The sequence below is a fragment of the Streptomyces morookaense genome (genome assembly GCF_013030945.1).
In the GTDB taxonomy this organism is placed as follows: domain Bacteria; phylum Actinomycetota; class Actinomycetes; order Streptomycetales; family Streptomycetaceae; genus Streptomyces; species Streptomyces morookaensis.
Genome location: NZ_JABBXF010000001.1, coordinates 12353 through 32357 on the forward strand (window position 1 = coordinate 12353; position 20005 = coordinate 32357).

A 20005-nucleotide genomic window follows, 5' to 3' on the forward strand; every position below is an offset into this window, starting at 1 on the left:
CCTCATCGCGGATCCTGCCACAATGACAGGTCACGGCTCCCGGGAGAAAGCAGAGCGTGATCGTGATCGAAGGCAGGATCGCCGAGGAACTCGGCGTGCGGGAAGGGCAGGTCAAGGCCGCCGTCGAACTGCTCGACGGCGGCGCGACCGTGCCCTTCGTGGCCCGTTACCGCAAGGAGGCGACCGGGGCGCTGGACGATGCACAGCTGCGCACCCTCGAGGAGCGGCTGCGCTACCTGCGGGAGCTGGAGGACCGGCGGGCCGCGATCCTGGAGTCCGTGCGGTCCCAGGGCAAGCTGGACGCGGAGCTGGAGGCGCGGATCCGCGAGGCCGACTCCAAGGCCCGGCTGGAGGACATCTACCTGCCCTTCAAGCCCAAGCGGCGCACCAAGGCGCAGATCGCGCGCGAGGCCGGGCTGGAGCCGCTCGCCGACGGGCTGCTGGGCGACCCCGGCACCGAGCCGGCGGCCGCCGCGGCGGCCTTCGTCGACCCGGACAAGGGAGTTGCGGACGCGGCCGCCGCGCTGGAGGGCGCGCGGGCCATCCTGACCGAGCGGTTCGGCGAGGACGCGGACCTCATCGGCGAGCTGCGCGAGCGCATGTGGACGCGGGGCCGCCTGGCGGCGAAGGTGCGTGACGGCAAGGAGGAGGCGGGCGCCAAGTTCGCCGACTACTTCTCCTTCGCCGAGCCCTTCACCGCCCTGCCCTCGCACCGGGTGCTGGCCATGCTGCGCGGCGAGAAGGAGGAGGTCCTCGACCTCACGCTGGAGCCGGAGGAGCCGTCCGCCGCGGCGGGACCGACGGCGTACGAGCAGGCGATCGCGCGGCGCTTCGGCATCGCCGACCGCGGCCGCCCCGCCGACAAGTGGCTCGGCGACACCGTGCGCTGGGCCTGGCGCACGCGCATCCTCGTCCACCTCGGCATCGACCTGCGGCTGCGGCTGCGCCAGGCGGCGGAGGACGAGGCGGTGCGCGTCTTCGCCGCCAACCTGCGGGATCTGCTGCTCGCCGCCCCCGCCGGCACGCGCGCCACGATGGGCCTCGACCCCGGTTTCCGCACGGGCGTGAAGGTGGCCGTCGTGGACGCGACGGGCAAGGTGGCCGCCACCGAGACGATCTACCCGCACGTCCCGCAGAACAAGTGGGACGCCTCCCTCGCCACCCTGGCCCGGCTCGCCCGCGAGCACGACGTCGAGCTCGTCGCCATCGGCAACGGCACGGCCTCCCGCGAGACGGACCGGCTGGCCGCCGATCTCCTCGCGCGGCACCCGGAGTTGAAGCTCACGAAGGTGATGGTCTCGGAGGCCGGCGCCTCCGTGTACTCCGCCTCCGCCTTCGCCTCGCAGGAGCTGCCGGATCTCGACGTGTCGCTGCGCGGCGCCGTCTCGATCGCGCGCCGTCTGCAGGACCCGCTCGCCGAACTCGTCAAGATCGACCCCAAGTCGATCGGTGTCGGCCAGTACCAGCACGACCTGTCCGAGGTGAAGCTGTCGCGCTCGCTCGACGCGGTCGTCGAGGACTGCGTCAACGGTGTCGGCGTCGACGTCAACACCGCGTCCGCGCCGCTGCTTTCACGGGTGTCGGGCATCGGCGCGGGCCTCGCCGAGAACATCGTGGCGCACCGGGACGCGAACGGGCCGTTCCGCAGCCGCAAGGCGCTGAAGGACGTGGCGCGCCTCGGCCCCAAGGCGTACGAGCAGTGCGCGGGCTTCCTCCGCATCCGCGGCGGCGACGACCCGTTGGACGCGTCGAGCGTGCACCCCGAGTCGTACCCCGTGGTGCGGGCGATGGTGAAGACGACGGGCGGCGAGGTCGCCTCGCTCATCGGCAACACCGCGGTGCTGCGCTCGCTGCGGCCGCAGGACTTCGTCAGCGACGCGGTGGGTCTGCCGACGGTCACGGACATCCTGCGCGAACTGGAGAAGCCGGGCCGCGACCCGCGGCCGGCGTTCAAGACGGCCACGTTCAAGGAGGGCGTCGAGAAGATCGGCGACCTGGAGCCGGGGATGGTGCTGGAGGGCGTCGTCACGAACGTGGCCGCGTTCGGGGCGTTCGTGGATGTCGGCGTGCACCAGGACGGTCTGGTGCACGTGTCGGCGATGTCGAAGACGTTCGTCAAGGACCCGCGGGACGTGGTGAAGCCGGGGGACATCGTGCGGGTGAAGGTGCTGGAGGTGGATGTTCCGCGCAAGCGGATTTCGCTGACGCTCAGGTTGGAGGACTCGGCGGCGCCGGCACCGGCCGGCGGCGGGGAACGGCGCTCCGCGCCGCGCCAGCGCAAGGGCGGTGCCCCGCGCGGCGGCAAGCCTGCTGCCGCGCCGGCGGACGGCGCGATGGCGGATGCGCTGCGCCGCGCGGGCTTGCTGGGCCCCAAGGGCTGACCGCCCCCCGCGCCCCGTAAGGGGCGCGGGGAACTGCGCGAGCAACCACGACGCGCCCGCAGTCGACAATCCCGGGGCTGCGCCCCGGACCTCCGGGGGCGGTGCGTCGAACTGCGAGCCGGTGGGGGCTTGTCGCGCAGTTCCCCGCGCCCCTGACGGGGCGCCCCCGCTACGGGGTCGCCAGCAACGCCGGCAACGCCTTCTCGTACAGCCACGGATGCAGCAGGTCGCCCAACGGGCGACCTGCGACCCGCTCCGCGTGCCGGAGAAACATCTCCGTGTCGGCGCTGCCGCCCCGGTGCACTTCGTGCCATGACCGCAGCACCGTGAAGAAGCGGTCGTCCCCGACCGCCAGCCGCAGCGCGTGCAGCGTGCACGCGCCCCGGACGTAGATGCGGTCGTCGAAGAGGTGCCGGTGCCCCGGGTCCGCGATGCGCAGCGTCTGGCGGCGTCCCGCCAGATCGGCCCAGGCCTCACGCGCGAGCGTGTCCGCGTCGTCCTCGTCGATGTGCTCCGACCACAGCCACTCCGCGTACGTGGCGAAGCCCTCGTTGAGCCAGATGTGCTGCCAGTCGGACAGGCCGACGCTGTTGCCGAACCACTGGTGGGCGATCTCGTGCGCCACGAGCGTCTCGGAACCGCGTTGCCCGTCCATGTGGTTGCTGCCGAAGACGGACAGCGTCTGGTTCTCCACCGGCTCGGCCAGCTCCGCGTCGACGACGACGGCGCCGTACGCCTCGAAGGGGTACGGCCCGAACAGCTCGGTGAACGCCCGCAGCATCTCGGGCTGGCGCGCCAGGTCGTGCCGGGCCTCCTCGGCGAGGTCGGCCGGGTATGCGTTGCGCACCGGGACCGGTGCGTGCCCGTCGGGGACGGTGGTGTGGAGGAAGCGCCCCGTGTAGACGGCGGCGAGGTAGGGGGCCATGGGCCCGGGATGGTGGTAGGTCCAGCGTGCGGTGCCGTCGTCCAGTTCCCGGTGGTCCTGCAACGTGCCGTTGGCCAGGACCTGGTGGCCCCGGGGCACGGTCACCGTGAAGGTGTAGGCGGCCTTGTCGTCGGGCCGGTCGTTGCAGGGGAACCACGACGGCGCGCCGACCGGCTGGGAGGCGACGAGCGTGCCGTCGTGGTCGTCGCCGGTGCGGTCCCAGCCGATGGGGCCGAAGGAGGTGTGCACGGGGGCGGGCCGCCCGCTGTAGCGCACATCGAGGGCGAACGGCTGGGCGGGCGCCAGTTCCCGCGGCGCGGTGATGAGGATCTTGCCGTCGCGGCGGTGGAAGGCCACCGCCTCCCCGTCCAGTTCGACGGAGCCGACCTTCAGCTTCGCCAGGTCGAGGGCGATCCGGCCGGTGCGCTCGACGGCGACGGCCTCGATACGGGCGTGCCCGTCGAGCCAGGCCCGCTCGGGGTCGTAGGCCAGCCGCAGGTCGTAGGCGAGGGTGCGGTGGCCGTCGGAGCCCTGCCGCGGGAAGTAGCGCTCCGTGCTCGGGAACCGCGCGGGGCCGCCGGTGTCGGCGGCCGCCGCGGCGGTGAGCGGGAGGGCCGCCGCAGCCGTGAGCACGGTGCGGCGGCTGCACGGGAACCGCTCCCTGAGCGTCATCGCGGGGTGCCGCCCGTCATGCCGCGTACTCCGGGGTGGCGGCACCTGCCGTGACGGGCACCTGCGGCTCGCCCGCGATGGGGTTGCCGGTCCAGCGCGTCCCGGCGGGCACGCTCTCGCCGCGCATCACGAGCGAGGACGGGCCGACGGAGGTGTGCGCGCCGACGGAGCTGCCGGGGAGCACGATGCCGTGCGGGCCCAGCGAGGAGCCCTCGGCGAGGTGAACGGCGTCCATGCGCATGATCCGGTCGTGGAAGAGGTGGGTCTGCAGGACGCAGCCCCGGTTGACGCTGACCCCGTCCTCGAGGGTGATGAGGTCGGTCTCGGGCAGCCAGTGCGTGTCGCACCAGACGCCCCGCCCGATGCGGACGCCCAGGCTGCGCAGCCACCAGTTGAGCACGGGGGTGCCGGTGAAGGGGCCCACGAAGAAGGGCACGGCGAGGGACTCCACGAAGACGTCGTACAGCTCGTTGCGCCAGACGAAGGAGCTCCACAGCGGCTGCTCGCCGGCCTTGAAGCGGCCCATGAGCAGCCACTTGGCCGCGGTCGCGGTGAGCGCGGCGGCGAGGCCGGCGGCCAGCAGCAGCGGAGCGCCGAGCAGGGCGGCGAGTCCGGGGCCGCCCTTGTCGAAGGCGTCCTGCTCGACGAGGAACACGCCCAGGCCGATCGCGAAGCCGACCATCAGCGGCAGCAGGCGGCAGATCTCGACGGCGGCGCGGGCCAGGACGAGCCGGCGCGGCGGGTCGAAGGTGCGGCCCGCGTCGCCCTGGGTGGCCACGCGCGGCAGCGGCATCGCGGGGCGGCCGAGCCAGGAACTGCCGGGCTCGCTGTGCTCGGGGGCGTCGGAGAGGACGCCGACCAGGCCGTTGTCGGGCACGGTGCGGCCGGGGCCGACGATGCCGGAGTTGCCGACGAAGGCGCGCCGCCCGACGTGGGCGCGGCCCAGCTTCAGCCAGCCGCCGCGCAGTTCGTAGGGGGCGACGAGGGTGTCGTCGGCGAGGAAGGCACCGTCGTCGACGCTGAGCAGCGAGGGCAACGGCAGGACGGTGGAGACCTCCGCGCGCCGGCCCACGCGGGCGCCCAGCAGGCGCAGCCACACGGGGGTGCCGAGGCTGGCGTAGAGCGGGAAGAAGGTGGCCCGGGCGTCGGTCAGCAGCCGGTTGACGAGCCAGGCGCGCCAGGCGACCCCGCCGCAGGCCGGGTGGACGCCGGGGACGATGCCCCGGCCCAGGATCCGGACCAGGGCGGCGACGAGCAGCAGGCCGCACACGGTGGTGACGAGGGTGGCGGGCGCCACCGCGGCGAGCAGCAGCAGTCCGGCCGAGGACAGCGTCGTGGCGCCCTTGACCAGGAAGTACGTGCCCACGAGGGCGGGTGCGGAGGCGACGAGCGACACCAGCGGCAGGCCGAGCAGGGTCAGCGCGTAGGCGAGGTCCCAGCGGCGGGAGCGGCCGCGGCGCGGGGCGGGCCAGGCGAGCGGGTCGCCGGGCGCGCCGGCGGAGCGGAGTCCACCGTGACCGCCGGGGGCGGGACGGGCCGGGGAACCTTCCCAGATCTCCCCCGCCGGGACGTGGCCGTCCAGGCAGGCGCCCGCGGCGAGTTCGGCGCCGGCGCCGAGGGAGGCGCCGGGCATCAGCATGGTGCGGTGGCCGACGCGGGCGTCGGCGTCGATGCGGACGGTCCCGATGTGCAGGTCCTCGCCGTCGAGCCACCAGCCGGAGATGTCGGCCTCGGGTTCGACGCTGCACCGGTCGCCGAAGGAGGCGAGGCCGGTGACGGGCGGCATGGCGTGGAGGTTGACGTGCCGGCCGGCCGAGCAGCCGAGGGCGCGGGCGTAGCGGGCGGCCCACGGGGTGCCGAGGAGGGCGGGGACGCCGAAGGAGGAGACGATCCGCTCGGCGGTCCACAGCTTCAGGTGGACGCGGCCGCCGCGCGGGTGGACGCCGGGGGTGATGCCGCGGGTCAGCAGCCGGGCCGCGGCGGCGCCGATGGCGAGCCGGGCGGGGGCGCTGAACAGGACGAACCAGCCGACGATCACCATCCACCAGGCGGTGTGCGGCGCCCAGGCCCGGGGGGCGAGGAGGCCGAGCACGTTGTCCGCGAGGGCGAGACCGACCACGCCGCGCAGGCCCTGGACGCCGAAGAGGGCGCACTGCACCGCGATCTGCGCGGCGCCGGTGCGGCGGCGCACGGGCCGGACCCGGCGGGGCGGGAGGTCGCTCTGCGGTGCCTGCGGGGCGAGCGAGTCGATGTACACGGCCATGTCGCGCAGCACGGTGTGCTGGTAGAGGCCGGCGACGGAGACGCCGGGGTGGGTCTCGCGCAGGGTGGAGGCCATACGGGCGGCGGTCAGGCTGGTGCCGCCCATGGCCACGAAGTCGGAGTCGGCGGTGGGGCGGAAGCCGACGAGCTTCTCCCACAGGTCGGCGAGCCGGGCCGCGGTGCCGTACAGCTCGCGGTCGGCGTCCGGGCCGTCGCCGGTGTCGGCGGTGGTCAGCGGCCACGGGAGGGCGTTGCGGTCGACCTTGCCGGAGGTGCGGGTGGGCAGGTCCTCGATCTCGGCCAGCACGGGCACGAGGGCGGCGGGCAGCCGCTCCTGGAGCCGTTTGCGGGCGTCCTGCCCGTCGTAGCCGGCCCCGGTCACCACATAGCCGACGAGGATCTGGCCGCCGGCCGGGGTGGTGCGCACGGCCGCCGCGGCGCCGAGCACACCGGGCAGGGCGCTGAGGGCGGCGTCGATCTCACCGAGCTCGATGCGGCGTCCGCCGAGCTTGATCTGGTCGTCGGCGCGGCCGGCGAAGACCAGGCCCTCGGGGTCGGCGCGCACGAGGTCGCCGGTGCGGTAGGCGCGGTGGGTGTCGAGGGCCGCGGAAGGACGGAACTTGTCGGCGTCCTTGACGGGGTCGAGGTATCGGGCCACGCCGGCACCGGAGATGACGAGTTCGCCCTCGGCGCCGAAGGGGACCGGCTCGCCGGACTCGTCCACGACGGCGAGCTCCCAGCCGTCGAGCGGCAGGCCGATGCGCACGGTGCGGCCGGGGAACATCCGGGCGGCGCAGGCGACGACGGTGGTCTCGGTGGGCCCGTAGGTGTTCCACATCTCGCGGCCGGGCACGGCGAAGCGGTCGACGAGCTCGGCGGGGCAGGCCTCGCCGCCGACGATCAGCAGCCGCACCCGGTCCAGGGACTCCGGGGGCCACAGCGCGGCGAGGGTGGGCACGGTGGAGACGACGGTGATGCCGCGCTGGACGAGCCAGGGGCCGAGCTCGTGGCCGGCCCGCACCAGGGAGCGCGGGGCGGGGACCAGGCAGGCGCCGTGCCGCCAGGCCAGCCACATCTCCTCGCAGGAGGCGTCGAAGGCGACGGACAGCCCGGCCAGCACCCGGTCGCCGGGGGCCAGCGGCTGCTGCTGGAGGAAGAGCCGGGCCTCGGCGTCGACGAAGGCGGCCGCGCTGCGGTGGCTGACGGCGACGCCCTTGGGGGCGCCGGTGGAGCCGGAGGTGAAGATGATCCAGGCGTCGTCGTCCGGCGTCGCGGGGCGGCCGAGAGCGGCGCCGGTGGCGGGGGCGGGCCCCGGGGTGATGCGGCCGTCGGCGCCCAGCACCAGGCCGACGTTCGCCTCGCGGAAGACGGTGGTGGCACGCTCGTCCGGGTCGTCGGCGTCGACGGGCACGTAGGCGGCGCCACAGCGCAGCACGGCGAGCACGGAGAGGTACAGGTCCGCGGTACCGGAGGGGATCCGGATGCCGATGCGGTCGCCCGGGCCGGCGCCTGCGCTGCGGAGCATCTCGGCACGCGAGGCGACCTCGGCGCACAGGGCGCGGTAGGTCAGCACCTCGGTGCCGGTGTCGATGGCCGGCGCGTCGGGGTGGGCGGCGGCGGTCGAGTCGAGCACGTCGAGGAGGGTGCGCTCCGGCGGCGGCGGTGCGCTGCCGTAGCGCGCCGTCCCCACGAGCGGACCTCGTGGAGCGGGCAAGTGGCCTGGAAGGGTCGGCGGCATGTGTGTGTGCCTCTTTTTCGACGTCAAAAGGTGGTGCTCACGTCCGGTGGACGCGTTCGCCCCCTACAGACGAAGGCAGGTTGCCACTGGTTCGGAAACCGGGGACCAACGTTCCGTAAATCGAACGGGTGCCGCACCATCCCATCAACGATTCAAATCGCCCTCAGGACGCGGTTTCCAAGGCGTCGTAACACCTCTGAAACACGACCAAACGCGTCACCCAGCGTGACCGTGCCTTGGGGAAGACTTGGCCTGTACCTGGCGTTGTTTTCGGTCACCGGATCACCCGTCCGGACCGGCCGGAGTCTCAGCGCTCGGTGATCCGGCCCTCGGCGACCTCGATCCGCCGGGTGGTGTGCACCGCGTCGAGCATCCGCCGGTCGTGGGTGACCAGGAGCAGCGTGCCCCGGTAGGAGGCCAGCGCCGATTCCAGCTGTTCGATCGCGGGCAGGTCGAGGTGGTTGGTGGGCTCGTCCAGGACGAGCAGGTTGACGCCGCGGGCCTGGAGCAGGGCCAGCGCGGCGCGGGTGCGCTCGCCGGGCGAGAGCGTGGCCGCGGGGCGCAGCACGTGCGCCGCCTTCAGGCCGAATTTGGCGAGCAGGGTGCGGACGTCGGCGGGCGCCGTGTCGGGCACCGCCGCCCCGAAGGCGTCCAGCAGCGCCTCGTCCCCGAAGAACAGGGCCCGCGCCTGGTCCACCTCGCCCACGACCACGCCCGGGCCGAGCGCGGCACTGCCCGCCTCCAGAGGCAGCCGGCCGAGCAGGGCCGCGAGCAGCGTGGACTTCCCCGAGCCGTTGGCGCCGGTGATCGCGACCCGGTCGGCCCAGTCGATCTGCAGGTCCACCGGGCCGAAGGCGAAGGCACCGCGCCGGGCCGCCGCGCCGCGCAGGGTGGCCACCACCGCGCCGGAACGGGGCGCGGCGGCGATCTCCATGCGCAGCTCCCACTCCTTGCGGGGCTCCTCGACGACGTCCAGCCGCTCGATGAGCCGCTCGGTCTGGCGGGCCTTGGCGGCCTGCTTCTCGGTGGCCTCGGAGCGGAACTTGCGGCCGATCTTGTCGTTGTCGGTGGCCTTGCGGCGGGCGTTGCGGACGCCCTTGTCCATCCAGTTGCGCTGGGTACGGGCCCGGGCCTCCAGGCCGGCGCGGGTGTCCGCATATTCCTCGTACGCCTCGCGGGCGTGCCGGCGGGCGGTCGCGCGCTCCTCCAGGTAGGCCTCGTAGCCGCCGCCGTAGAGGTTGACCTGCTGCTGGGCGAGGTCGAGTTCGAGGACCTGGTCCACGGTGCGGGCGAGGAACTCGCGGTCGTGGCTGACGAGCACCGTCCCGGCGCGCAGCCCGGTGACGAACTCCTCCAGGCGGGCCAGGCCGTCCAGGTCGAGGTCGTTGGTCGGCTCGTCGAGCAGGAAGACGTCGTACCGGCTGAGGAGCAGCGAGGCGAGGCCGGCCCGGGCGGCCTGGCCGCCGGAGAGGGCCGTCATCGGCCGGTCGAGCCCGACGGTGAGGCCGAGCGAGGCGACGACCTCCTCGGCGCGTTCCTCCAGGTCGGCGCCGCCGAGGCCGAGCCAGCGCTCCAGAGCGACGGCATAGGCGTCGTCCGCGCCCGGCGCCCCGTCGACCAGCTCCTGCGTGGCGGCGTCGAGTGCGGCCTGGGCGGCCGCGACACCGGTGCGGCGGGCGAGGAAGGCGCCGACCGTCTCGCCCTCGCGCCGTTCGGGCTCCTGCGGCAGATGTCCCACGGTCGCCGAGGCGGGGCCCGTGTGCACCGTGCCCTCGTCGGGGGTGCCGAGCCCGGCGAGCAGGCGCAGCAGGGTGGACTTGCCCGCGCCGTTGGCCCCGACCAGGCCGATGACGTCGCCGGGGGCGACGACCAGGTCGAGCCCCGAGAAGAGGGTGCGGTCGCCGTGTGCGGCGGCGAGGTCCTTGGCGACGAGCGTTGCAGTCATGGCAGCGGAAACTCTATCCGCTCACAGGATTCGCACAGTAATGGTTTTCCCATACTTTTCCCGGCGTTTTCTCCGGACGTTCGCCTGCAGGACCCGCAGGACCCGCAGGACCCGCAGGCAGGAGCCTCAGGCCGTGAGCCGGGCGACCAGGACGTCCCCCGTGGTGCGGGCGACGACGAAGGCGCCCGCACGCAGCCGGGCGTCCAGCGGCACGGCGTGCTCGCCCGGCTCCAGCCGGCCCTCGAACACCTCGACGGTGCGGATGCGGCGGAAACGGCACTGCCGGTAGCCGGTGAGCCGGACCCGGCAGGCGGCGGCCACCCCGACGTGCGCCCGCCCCGCGCCCGCGGTCAGCCCCGTGAGCCGGCGCAGTGTGTGCGACGCGTGCTGGAGGGCCTGTTCGACCTGGGCGACGAGCAGCGGGACGGCCGGGGCGGGGGCCTCTATGAAGACGGCGTCCGAACCGGCGGCCGCGAAGGCGGCCCGCACCGCGGCCCGTTCGTCCTCCCCCACGTCCCGCTCGAACGCGACGGCCCCGTATGTGCGGATCTCCGCCGCGTGCGCCCCCGCCGCGTCCCGGGTGATCTCGGCTCCTATGCCGATCGACCGCAGGGCCGCCGCGAGCCGGGCGAACAGGGCGACGCGCGGCCCCACCAGCAGGACCCGGCGGGCCCCGCACACCCCGTCCGCGAGCAGCCGCTCCAGGACGGCCCGGTACTCGGCGGAGCGGAAGCGGAACGGGCCCACCCCGCGGTAGCCGTCGCGCACCGGGTCGGGCGCCGGAGCCGTCTGCCAGACGAAGTCCCGCCACACCACGTCCGCGCCGTCCCGCTCGATGACGGCCGTGACCACCCCGCACTCCAGCCCCTCGCACTCCGGGCAGGCGTAGAGCACGTGCCGTCCGCCGGGCAGCGGCGGCAGGCCCTCCAGCAGCAGGGCGCGCACCTGCGAGGTGAAGACCGTGGGCCCGAGGTCGGCGGCGAGCGGCGAGACGCCGTCGACGTCGGCGAGCCGGGCCAGCAACGGCCTGCCGTCCACGACGAAGTCCAGGAATTCCCGGTGCACTTCGTACGCCCCGTCGGCGAGGAGCGCGCCGGCGCGCGTCGCCGGGGCCAGCCCGAAGGTCGCGTACGCTGCCATGCCCGGAGTATTCCCCTCTGTCTGCCACTTCGAGCCCGGAGGCGGGGAATTCGCCGGTACCGTCGGCCCATGGCGAGCGATGTGATCGTGGTCGGTGCCGGGATAGCCGGACTGACCAGTGCGGTCGTGCTGGCGGAGCGCGGGCTCCGGGTCGCGGTGTGGAGCCGGGAGGCCCCGGCGGAGACCACGTCGGCGGTGGCGGGCGCACTGTGGTGGCCGTACCGGATCGACCCCCAAGAGGCCGTGGCCGCCTGGTCGTTGCGCTCGCTGACGGTCCTGGCCGCGCTCGCCGCGCGGCCGGCGGAGACCGGGGTGCGCATGGTCGCCGGTACGTACGCGGGGGCCGGCCCCGCGGAGCTCGGACCGTGGGCAGCCGGGGTGCCCGGGCTGCGGGCCGCGATGCGGGGCGAACTGCCGCCGGGGTACGGGCGCGCCGTGCGGGTGCATGTGCCGCTGCTGGACATGCCCGCCCATCTCGCCTACCTGCAGCGGCGGTTGGCCGCTGCAGGCGGCGCGGTCATGCCCGGCCGCCCGGTCTCCTCGCTCGCCGAGGCGGCACGCCGGGCACCGGCCGTGGTCAACTGCACCGGGCTCGGGGCGCGTCATCTGGTGCCCGATCCCGGGGTGTATCCCGTGCAGGGCCAGCTCGTCGTGGTGGAGAACCCGGGCGTGCACGAATGGTTCGCGGAAGCGGAGGCCGACGAGCGGGGGACCGACTCCGTGTACGTCTTCCCGCAGCCGTACGGGGTGGTGCTCGGCGGGACGGCGCGCAGCCATGTGTGGGACCGGTCGCCTGTGCCGTCGACGGCACAGGCGATCATCGCGCGGTGCGCACGGGTCCATCCGGGCCTGGGCCAGGCCCGCGTCCTGGCCCACCGGGTCGGCCTGCGGCCGGCCCGGGCGGCGGTACGCCTGGAGTCGGAAACCCTGCCGGGCGGGGGGATGTTGGTGCACAACTACGGGCACGGGGGTGCCGGTGTGACGGTGTCGTGGGGGTGCGCGGAGGCGGTGGCGGAGTTGGTGGGAGGCTCGTAAGCCTTACGGGGCCACCGGCACCCGCACCCCCGACCCCCTCAGGTCCACCGTCAATCGCGGTGTCGTCGACGCCGGTTCGACCAGCCCCGCGTCCGTCCCGGCCACGATCAGTGCCAGCCGGTGGCCCGCCGGCACCACATGGTCGGTGGCCGCCAGCGCCAGCGTCATCGTGTACGGCCGCCCCGGCTCCAATGCACGGCCCCGGCCCAGGTCTGCCCAGCCGCGGCTGAACACCGTGGCGCCCACCCGCTTCGTGTCGGGCGCCGTCCGCAGGAAGCACCCCGTGTCGCCGGTGTTGCCGCTGCCCCAGCAGTCACGGTCGGCCAGGGTGACGATCCCTTCCCCGCGTGCCGCGTAGTTGCGGATGACGGCAGGGCCGACGTCCACCAGCACCGCCGACAGGTGTGCCGATTCCGTCGACGGCGTCACCGTCAGCCGTACCGCCGACGAGCCGGACACCCGCAGGTCGTGCGGCAACGGCTGCGTGACGAATCCGGCCTTGTCCGGCGTGGACCGGTCGATCTGCGCCGCCCAGTCCGTCTCGCTCCGCCTCGGGTCGTCCGTGAACTCCGCGGTCGCACCGCGCGGTGCCGGCCGCACACCGAGCGCCTGTCCGGGTTCCGGGTACAGGGACACCGTCCTCGTACCGCGCGGCGGCCACACCCGGTCCGTCGTCCACCGGCCGGGCGCGCGCTCGATGTCGGCCATCGGCTCGCGCTGGACGCCGTTGTCGTAGCCCAGCAGGTAGTGGTCGAACCACCGGTGCAGCGTGTCCACCCACTCCGCGCGGCGGAAGTCGAACGGATCGACGTGACCCGCGGTCGACAGCCACACCTTGCGCTCCACACCGTGCGCGGCGAGCGCATCCCACCACTGACCGAAGTGCTTGGTACGGACGTTGAGGTCCTGCAGGCCGTGGACGGCGAAGACGCTGGCCCGTACCCTGCCCGCGTCCCGCACGTAGTCGCGCGCACTCCACAGCGCGGTCCAGTCGCCGTTGCGCGGTGCGCCCTCGACGAGCCTCTGCCGGACGGCCGCGCAGCGGCCGCGCGCGGCGGAACTCTCGACGGTGTCGGACAGTTGCTCGGGTCCGCCGTCGTAGAGGGCGGCGCCCTGGGAGAAGTAGTAGTCGTACCAGGAGCTGATGCCGCCGATCGGGACGATGGTCCGCAGCCCCCTGACGCCCGTCGCGGCAACGGCGTTGGCGATCGTGCCGTCGTAGCTCTTGCCGATCATGCCGACGGCCCCCGTGCTCCAGCCGGCGCGGACCGGGTGGCCGCCGGTGCGCGAGGACCAGCCGTGCGCACGGCCGTTGAGCCAGTCGACGACGGCCCTGGCGGACTGGACGTCGGAGCGGCCGCCGATGTCCGTGCAGCCGTCGGAGCGGTTGGTTCCGGTGAGGTCGACGAGGGCGACGGCGTAGCCGCGCGGGACGAAGTAGTTGTCGTAGTAGAGCGGGAACTGCACCGGGTTGCCCTGTGCGTCGTACGTCTTGAGCTGGCTCTCGTTGCCGCGCCCGCAACAGGCGTAGTACGGGCTGGCGTCCATGACGACGGGGACGCGCCGGCCCTGCTCGGCCGCCTCCCGGGGGCGGATGATGTCGACGGCGACCCGGTCGGTGCGGCCGTCGCCGTCACCGTCGATCCCCGTGTCCACCCACACGGATTCGCGCACGGCACGGTCGTACGAGTACACCGGTCTGCTTTCTCCCGGCGGTTTTCCGCCATGCTGTGCCGTCGCGGCGCGCGCAGTGCCGGGACAGGCGCCGAGAACGGTGGTCAGGGCGGCCAGAACCGCCACGAGCAGAGTGGTCCATGGGATGCGGGTGACCCGCTGATGTATGGGCACGGCCGGACCGTAGCGCCAGTCAACTCCGGTACATAAGGGGGGTGACGGTGGCCGGAAGTGGTCCGGGGGGCGTTGATGTCAGGCGCATGTCGATCACATGTCGCAATCCGCCATGGACATACCCTGCCCCCCGGTGAGTACATAGGCTGCGATCAGCCCCTCGTCCCCTACGAGTTGGAGTGACTCGTGCGTCACAGACTCATCGTCCCCAGTGCGGCCGCGGCGTTCCTCATGCTGGCCGTCCCGGCATCCGCCGCCGAGCCCACGCCCGGCGCACCGGGCCTCGGGGACTCGTACTACCCGGAAGCCGGGAACGGCGGGTACACCGTCTCCCACTACGACCTGCGTCTGGCGTACCAGCCGAAGACCGACCGGCTGGACGGCACGGCAACTCTGATCACCACCGCCACCCAGGACCTCTCGCGCTTCAACCTGGACTTCCTGCTGGACGTCAAGGACGTGCTGGTCGACGGGAAGAAGGCCTTCTTCACCAGGACCGGCACCCACGAGCTGGAGATCACCCCGGCGTCGCCCCTGCTGAAGGGCAAGCAGGTCAGCGTCGTCGTCCGCTACACCGGCATCCCCTCGCAGGTGAAGGTCGACGGCTCCAGCTCCTGGCAGCGCACCCCGGACGGCGGCGTGATCGCCAACGAGCCGGAGTCGGCGGCCTGGTGGTTCCCGAGCAACGACCACCCGCGCGACAAGGCGACGTTCGACGTCTCGGTGTCCGTGCCGGACGACGTGCAGGCGATCAGCAACGGCGTGCTGGCCTCGAAGTACTCCAAGCTGGGCTGGACGCGCTACAACTGGCGCTCGACCAAGCCGCAGGCCACCTACCTGGCCACGCTGGCGGTCGGCAAGTTCGACATCACCACCGGCACCACGTCGAACGGCCTGCCGATCGTCAACGCGTACAGCAAGGACCTGGGCGACAACCTCGACTCGGCCAAGGCGAGCGTCGAGCGCACGAACGAGATCCTGGACTGGGAGTCCTCGATCTTCGGCCCGTACCCCTTCACGGCGGCCGGCGGCTATGTGCCCAACGTGCCCACGCACTACGCTCTGGAGACCCAGACCCGGCCGTTCTACAGCCCCGCGCAGTTCGCCGACGGGGCCAACCCCTCGGTCGTGGTGCACGAGCTGGCGCACCAGTGGTACGGCGACAGCGTGTCGGTGAAGAACTGGCGTGACATCTGGGTCAACGAGGGCTTCGCCTCCTACGCCCAGTGGCTGTGGTCGGAGAAGGAGAAGGAGGGCACCGCCCAGCAGCTCGCGGACTACATCTACACGAGCATCCCGGCGGACAACGCCTTCTGGACGGTCAAGCCGGGCGACCCGGGCCCGGAGAACCAGTTCCACGCCGCCGTCTACAACCGTGGCGCGATCGCGATCCAGGCCCTGCGCAACACCGTGGGCGACAAGGCCTTCTTCGAGATCCTCAAGAAGTGGCCGACCGTGAACAAGTACGGCAACGGTTCTGTCCAGGACTTCCAGGCGTTCGCCGAGAAGGTCTCGGGCAGGAAGCTGCAGAAGCTGTTCGACACCTGGCTGTTCACCACGTCCAAGCCCTCCGCCGCGGACGCTGCCTCGTACGGCATCGGCAAGGCCCCGGCAGGCGCGTCCCTGCGGGCGGCCGGCAAGCCGGCGCAGCCGAAGTCGTGGAAGCAGATCCAGTCGGCCCAGCTCGGCCACGAACACTGATCGGCATCGCCTTCCGCTGACCTTCTGCTGTGACACCACCGGTTTCACACCGGTGGTGTCACAGCAATACTGACGTGGTGATGCTCACCATCGACGAACTGGCCGCCCGCGCCGGGATGACCGTGCGCACCGTCCGCTTCTACGGCACCCGCGGGCTGCTGCCCCCGCCCGAGATCGGCCCCCGCCGGGTCGGGCACTACGGGCCCGAACACCTCTCCCGGCTGGCCCTGATCGAGGAGTTGCAGCGCCAGGGCCTCACCCTCGCCGCCATCGAGCGCTATGTGCAGGGCCTCCCCGCGGACCTCAGCGCCCGCGATCTGGCCATCCACCGTGCGGTGGTGGCCTCCTGGACGCCGGACGCGGCGGAGGAGACCACGCGCGAGGAACTCGAACGCCGCGCGGGCCGGGCCCTGACCGAGGAGGACGTCGACCGGCTCGCCGCCATGGACGTCCTCGAACGGGCGGACACGGACGGCGTGTTCCGGGTGGACCGCGGGCTGCTGGGCCTGGGCGTGCAGCTGCTGGACGTCCCGATCCCCCTGGAGACCCTCCTCAAGGCCCGTACGGTGCTGGTGGAGCACGCGCGGGCGACCGCCCGGGAGCTCACCCGCCTCTTCCACGACGAGGTATGGGATCCCGAGCGGGTCGACGCCATGAAGTCGCTGTCCGCCCATATGCAGCCGATGGTGGTGCAGGCCCTGGTGACGGCCTTCCAGCGGTCGCTCAAGGAAGAGCTGCGGGCGGTCAGTCGGTGAAGGTCTCCCCCTTCTCCGCCTTCTCCAGCAGCAGGGCCGGCGGGGCGAAGCGCTCGCCGTAGGCGGCCTGGAGCTCCCGCGCGCGGGCCACGAAGCCGGGCAGGCCGCCCTCGTAGCCGTTGATGTACTGCAGGACGCCGCCGGTCCAGCCGGGGAAGCCGATCCCCAGGACGGAGCCGATGTTGGCGTCGGCCACGGAGGTGAGGACGCCCTCCTCCAGGCAGCGGACGGAGTCCAGCGCCTCGGAGAACAGCATCCGCTCCTTCAGGTCCTCGAAGGGCACGTCCGTACCCTCCCGCCCGAAGTGCTCGGCCAGGCCCGGCCAGAGCCCCGCCCGCTTGCCGTCCACGTAGTCGTAGAAGCCCGCGCCGCCGCTGCGGCCCGGGCGGTCGAACTCCTCGACCATGCGGTCGATGACGGCGTCCGCGGGGTGCGGGGTCCAGCCGCCGCCGCTCTCCTCGGCCGCCTTGCGGGTCTCCTCGCGGATCTTCCGCGGCAGGGTGAGGGTCAGCTCGTCCATGAGGGAGAGCACCTTGGCCGGGTAGCCGGCCTGGGCGGCGGCCTGTTCCACGGAGGCGGCCGGGACGCCCTCGCCGACCATGGCCACGCCCTCGTTGATGAAGCGGCCGATGACGCGCGAAGTGAAGAAGCCGCGCGAGTCGTTGACGACGACGGGCGTCTTGCGGATCTGCCGGACGAGGTCGAAAGCGCGGGCCAGGGCCTCGTCGCCGGTGCGCTCGCCCTTGATGATCTCCACCAGCGGCATCTTGTCGACGGGCGAGAAGAAGTGCAGGCCGATGAAGTCCACGGGCCGCTCGACGCCTTCGGCGAGCAGGGTGATGGGGAGGGTGGAGGTGTTGGAGCACAGCAGGGCGTCGGGGGCGACGACGTGCTGGACCTCCTGGAACACCTTGTGCTTGAGCGCAGGGTCCTCGAACACGGCCTCGATGACGGCGTCGCAGCCGGCCAGTTCCGCCACGTCGGCGGTGGGGGTGATACGGGCGAGCACGGCGTCGCGCTCGGCCTGGGTGGTGCGGCCCTTGGCGACGGCCTTGTCCAACAGGCCTTCCGAGTAGGCCTTCCCGTGCCGGGCGTTCTCCAGGGTGACGTCCTTGAGGACGACCTCGATGCCGGCGCGGGCGCACGCGTAGGCGATGCCGGCCCCCATCATGCCCGCCCCGAGCACGGCCGCCCTGCGCACGGGGCGCGGCTCGGTGCCCTGCGGGCGGCTGCGGCCCGCGTTGACGGCCTGGAGGTCGAAGAAGAAGGCCTGGATCATGTTCTTGGAGGTCCGGCCGGTGACCAGCTCCGTGAAGTACCGGGTCTCGATGACCTGCGCGGTCTCGAAGTCCACCTGGGCGCCCTCGACGGCGGCCGCCAGGATGTTGCGCGGGGCGGGGTAGGGCGCGCCGCCGGTCTGCTTGCTCAGCGTGGCCGGGAAGGCGGGCAGGGCCGCGGCGAAGGCGGGGTCGGCCGGGGTGCCGCCGGGGATCCGGTAGCCCTCGGTGTCCCAGGGCTGGCGGGCGTCCGGGTGGTCGTCGATGAAGGCGCGGGCCTTCGCGAGCATCTCCTCCTCGGTGTCGGCCACTTCGTGGACGAGCCCGGCCTCCAGGGCGCGCCGCGGGCTGTACTGCGTGCCCTGCAGCAGCACCTTGAGCAGCGCGTCGGTGATGCCGAGGAGGCGTACGGTGCGGACGACGCCGCCGCTCCCGGGGAGCAGGCCGAGGGTGACCTCGGGCAGGCCGATCTTCGAGCCGGGCGCGTCGAGGGCGACGCGGTGGTGGCAGGCGAGGGCGATCTCGTAACCGCCGCCGAGCGCGGCCCCGTTGAGGGCGGCCACGACGGGCACGCCGAGGGTCTCGATACGGCGCAGGTCGCGCTTGATGCGCAGGCCGGCGTCGAAGACCTGCTGCGCGTGCTCGGGGGTGACGGCGATGAGCTCGCGCAGGTCGCCGCCGGCGAAGAAGGTCTTCTTGGCGGAGGTGACGATGATGCCGCGGATGCCGTCCTTCTCGGCCTCCAGCCGGTCGGCGACGGCGGCGAGGGACTGCTGGAACGCGGCGTTCATGGTGTTGGCGGACTGACCGGGGTCGTCGAGGACGAGGGTGACGACGTCGTCGCTGCGCTGCCAGCGGATGGTGCTGCTCATGTCGGGGCTCCTGGAGGGGTGTTCGGGGCGGGCGGAGGATGTGCGCCCCGTAAGGGGCGCGGGGAACTGCGCGAGAAACCACCGACGGCCCGCAGTCGACACACCGCCCCAGGGGTCCGGGGCGAAGCCCCGGGGACCTCGGCTGCGGGCGCGTCGTGGCTGGTCGCGCAGTTCCCCGCGCCCCTTACGGGGCGCCGTGCGCGCCCTACACGCGCTCGATGACGGTGGCGATCCCCATCCCACCCCCCACGCACAGGGTGACGAGCCCGTACCGCCCGCCGCGCCGCTCCAGTTCGTCCACGACCGTGCCGACGAGCATGGCGCCGGTGGCCCCCAGCGGGTGCCCCAGGGCGATGGCGCCGCCGTTGACGTTGACCTTCTCCAGGTCGACGCCCGTCTCCTCGACGAACCGCAGCACCACGGCCGCGAACGCCTCGTTGATCTCGACGAGGTCGATGTCGTCCATCGTCAGCCCGGCCTTGGCCAGGGCCTTGCGGGTGGCGGGGGCCGGGCCCGTGAGCATGATGGTCGGCTCCGAGCCGGAGACGGCCGCCGAGACGATGCGCGCCCGCGGCGCGAGCCCGTACCGCTCCCCCACCTCGCGGCTGCCGATGGCGACGAGGGACGCCCCGTCCACGATGCCCGAGGAGTTGCCCGCGTGGTGCACGTGGTCGATCTTCTCGACCCAGTGGTACTTCTGCAGCGCCACCGCGTCGAAGCCGCCCGCCTCGCCCATCGCCGCGAACGACGGCCTGAGCTTCGCCAGCGTCTCGACGGTCGTGCCGGGCCGCAGGTGCTCGTCCCGGTCGAGGACGACGAGTCCGCTGCGGTCGCGCACCGGCACCACGGAGCGCTCGAAGCGGCCGTCCTTCCAGGCCGCAGCGGCCAGCTCCTGCGAGCGGGCCGCGAAGGCGTCGACGTCGCGGCGGGAGAAGCCGCCCAGTGTGGCGATGAGGTCGGCGCCGATGCCCTGCGGGACGAAGCCGACCGTGTGGCTGGTCATCGGGTCGCCGAACCAGGCCCCGCCGTCGGAACCGATCGGCACCCGGGACATCGACTCGACGCCGCCCGCCAGGACGAGGTCCTCCCAGCCCGAACGCACCTTGGCGGCCGCCAGGTTGACGGCCTCCAGGCCCGAGGCACAGAAGCGGTTCTCCTGCACGCCGGCCACCGTGTCCGGCAGCCCGGCGGCGATGGCGGCGATGCGGGCGATGTCGGAGCCCTGGTCGCCGATCGGGCTGACGACGCCGAGCACGATGTCGTCGATCGCCGCCGGGTCCAGACCGGGCAGGCGGCGCCGGAGTTCATGGATCAGGCCCACGACGAGGTCGATCGGCTTGGTGCCGTGCAGGGCCCCGTCGGCCTTGCCGCGGCCGCGCGGGGTGCGGATCGCTTCGTAGACGTACGCTTCGGTGCTCAAGGGTCGGCAAGCCTTTCCGGAGAAGTGGGTGGGG

11 protein-coding genes are annotated in these 20005 nt (G+C 73.2%); 4 read left to right on the forward strand and 7 right to left on the reverse strand.

The window, feature by feature from the left end:
- Positions 1 to 56 precede the first annotated feature (56 nt).
- Positions 57 to 2381, forward strand: coding sequence for a Tex family protein (locus HG542_RS00075; RefSeq protein ID WP_171077855.1), 2325 nt, complete (start codon positions 57 to 59; stop codon positions 2379 to 2381).
- 169 nt (positions 2382 to 2550) lie between these two features.
- Here the strand turns inward: HG542_RS00075 and HG542_RS00080 are convergent, their stop codons facing one another.
- From HG542_RS00080 to HG542_RS00095, 4 genes are all read right to left on the reverse strand, one after another.
- Positions 2551 to 3978 carry a M1 family metallopeptidase gene (locus tag HG542_RS00080; RefSeq protein ID WP_171077856.1) on the reverse strand — a complete coding sequence of 476 codons (1428 nt, stop codon included), beginning with the start codon at positions 3976 to 3978 and terminating at the stop codon, positions 2551 to 2553.
- Positions 3979 to 3994: 16 nt separating this feature from the next.
- Positions 3995 to 7978 carry a Pls/PosA family non-ribosomal peptide synthetase gene (locus HG542_RS00085; protein WP_171077857.1) on the reverse strand — a complete coding sequence of 1328 codons (3984 nt, stop codon included), beginning with the start codon at positions 7976 to 7978 and terminating at the stop codon, positions 3995 to 3997.
- Positions 7979 to 8285: 307 nt separating this feature from the next.
- Entirely contained in the window at positions 8286 to 9923 is a 1638-nt protein-coding gene (locus HG542_RS00090; protein ID WP_171077858.1) for an ABC-F family ATP-binding cassette domain-containing protein, read from the reverse strand.
- Between the two features lie 126 nt (positions 9924 to 10049).
- Positions 10050 to 11063 carry an oxidoreductase gene (locus HG542_RS00095; protein ID WP_171077859.1) on the reverse strand — a complete coding sequence of 338 codons (1014 nt, stop codon included), beginning with the start codon at positions 11061 to 11063 and terminating at the stop codon, positions 10050 to 10052.
- 69 nt (positions 11064 to 11132) lie between these two features.
- On the opposite strand from HG542_RS00095, the gene HG542_RS00100 reads away from it, so the two are divergent.
- On the forward strand, positions 11133 to 12098 hold the full coding sequence (locus HG542_RS00100) for an FAD-dependent oxidoreductase (protein ID WP_171077860.1): 966 nt from the start codon (positions 11133 to 11135) through the stop codon (positions 12096 to 12098).
- A 3-nt stretch (positions 12099 to 12101) separates the two neighbouring features.
- On the opposite strand, the gene HG542_RS00105 is transcribed toward HG542_RS00100, so the two are convergent.
- Positions 12102 to 13946, reverse strand: a complete 1845-nt coding sequence (locus tag HG542_RS00105; protein ID WP_227725091.1) for a Xaa-Pro dipeptidyl-peptidase — start codon at positions 13944 to 13946, stop codon at positions 12102 to 12104.
- Between the two features lie 186 nt (positions 13947 to 14132).
- Here HG542_RS00105 and HG542_RS00110 point away from each other — a divergent pair, with 186 nt between their 5' ends.
- Both HG542_RS00110 and HG542_RS00115 read left to right on the forward strand, forming a co-directional pair.
- The gene (locus HG542_RS00110; RefSeq protein WP_171077861.1) at positions 14133 to 15647 is read left to right on the forward strand and encodes a M1 family metallopeptidase; all 1515 of its coding nucleotides are present in this window, start codon (positions 14133 to 14135) and stop codon (positions 15645 to 15647) included.
- A gap of 80 nt (positions 15648 to 15727) precedes the next feature.
- Complete coding sequence (locus tag HG542_RS00115; RefSeq protein ID WP_171077994.1) at positions 15728 to 16402, forward strand: MerR family transcriptional regulator; 675 nt, start codon at positions 15728 to 15730, stop codon at positions 16400 to 16402.
- Here HG542_RS00115 and HG542_RS00120 read toward each other — a convergent pair.
- The gene (locus HG542_RS00120; protein ID WP_171077862.1) at positions 16392 to 18551 is read right to left on the reverse strand and encodes a 3-hydroxyacyl-CoA dehydrogenase NAD-binding domain-containing protein; all 2160 of its coding nucleotides are present in this window, start codon (positions 18549 to 18551) and stop codon (positions 16392 to 16394) included. The genes HG542_RS00115 and HG542_RS00120 overlap by 11 nt on opposite strands.
- 205 nt (positions 18552 to 18756) lie before the next feature.
- Positions 18757 to 19971, reverse strand: coding sequence for an acetyl-CoA C-acetyltransferase (locus HG542_RS00125; protein ID WP_171077863.1), 1215 nt, complete (start codon positions 19969 to 19971; stop codon positions 18757 to 18759).
- Positions 19972 to 20005: the final 34 nt, after the last annotated feature.

Bases quoted from the DNA above. Each gene is read 5' to 3' on its own strand.
- HG542_RS00080 (WP_171077856.1), bottom strand. From the start codon at position 3,978: ATGACGCTCAGGGAGCGGTTCCCGTGCAGCCGCCGCACCGTGCTCACG.
- HG542_RS00085 (WP_171077857.1), bottom strand. From the start codon at position 7,978: ATGCCGCCGACCCTTCCAGGCCACTTGCCCGCTCCACGAGGTCCGCTC.
- HG542_RS00090 (WP_171077858.1), bottom strand. From the start codon at position 9,923: ATGACTGCAACGCTCGTCGCCAAGGACCTCGCCGCCGCACACGGCGAC.
- HG542_RS00095 (WP_171077859.1), bottom strand. From the start codon at position 11,063: ATGGCAGCGTACGCGACCTTCGGGCTGGCCCCGGCGACGCGCGCCGGC.
- HG542_RS00100 (WP_171077860.1), top strand. From the start codon at position 11,133: ATGGCGAGCGATGTGATCGTGGTCGGTGCCGGGATAGCCGGACTGACC.
- HG542_RS00115 (WP_171077994.1), top strand. From the start codon at position 15,728: ATGCTCACCATCGACGAACTGGCCGCCCGCGCCGGGATGACCGTGCGC.
- HG542_RS00120 (WP_171077862.1), bottom strand. From the start codon at position 18,551: ATGAGCAGCACCATCCGCTGGCAGCGCAGCGACGACGTCGTCACCCTC.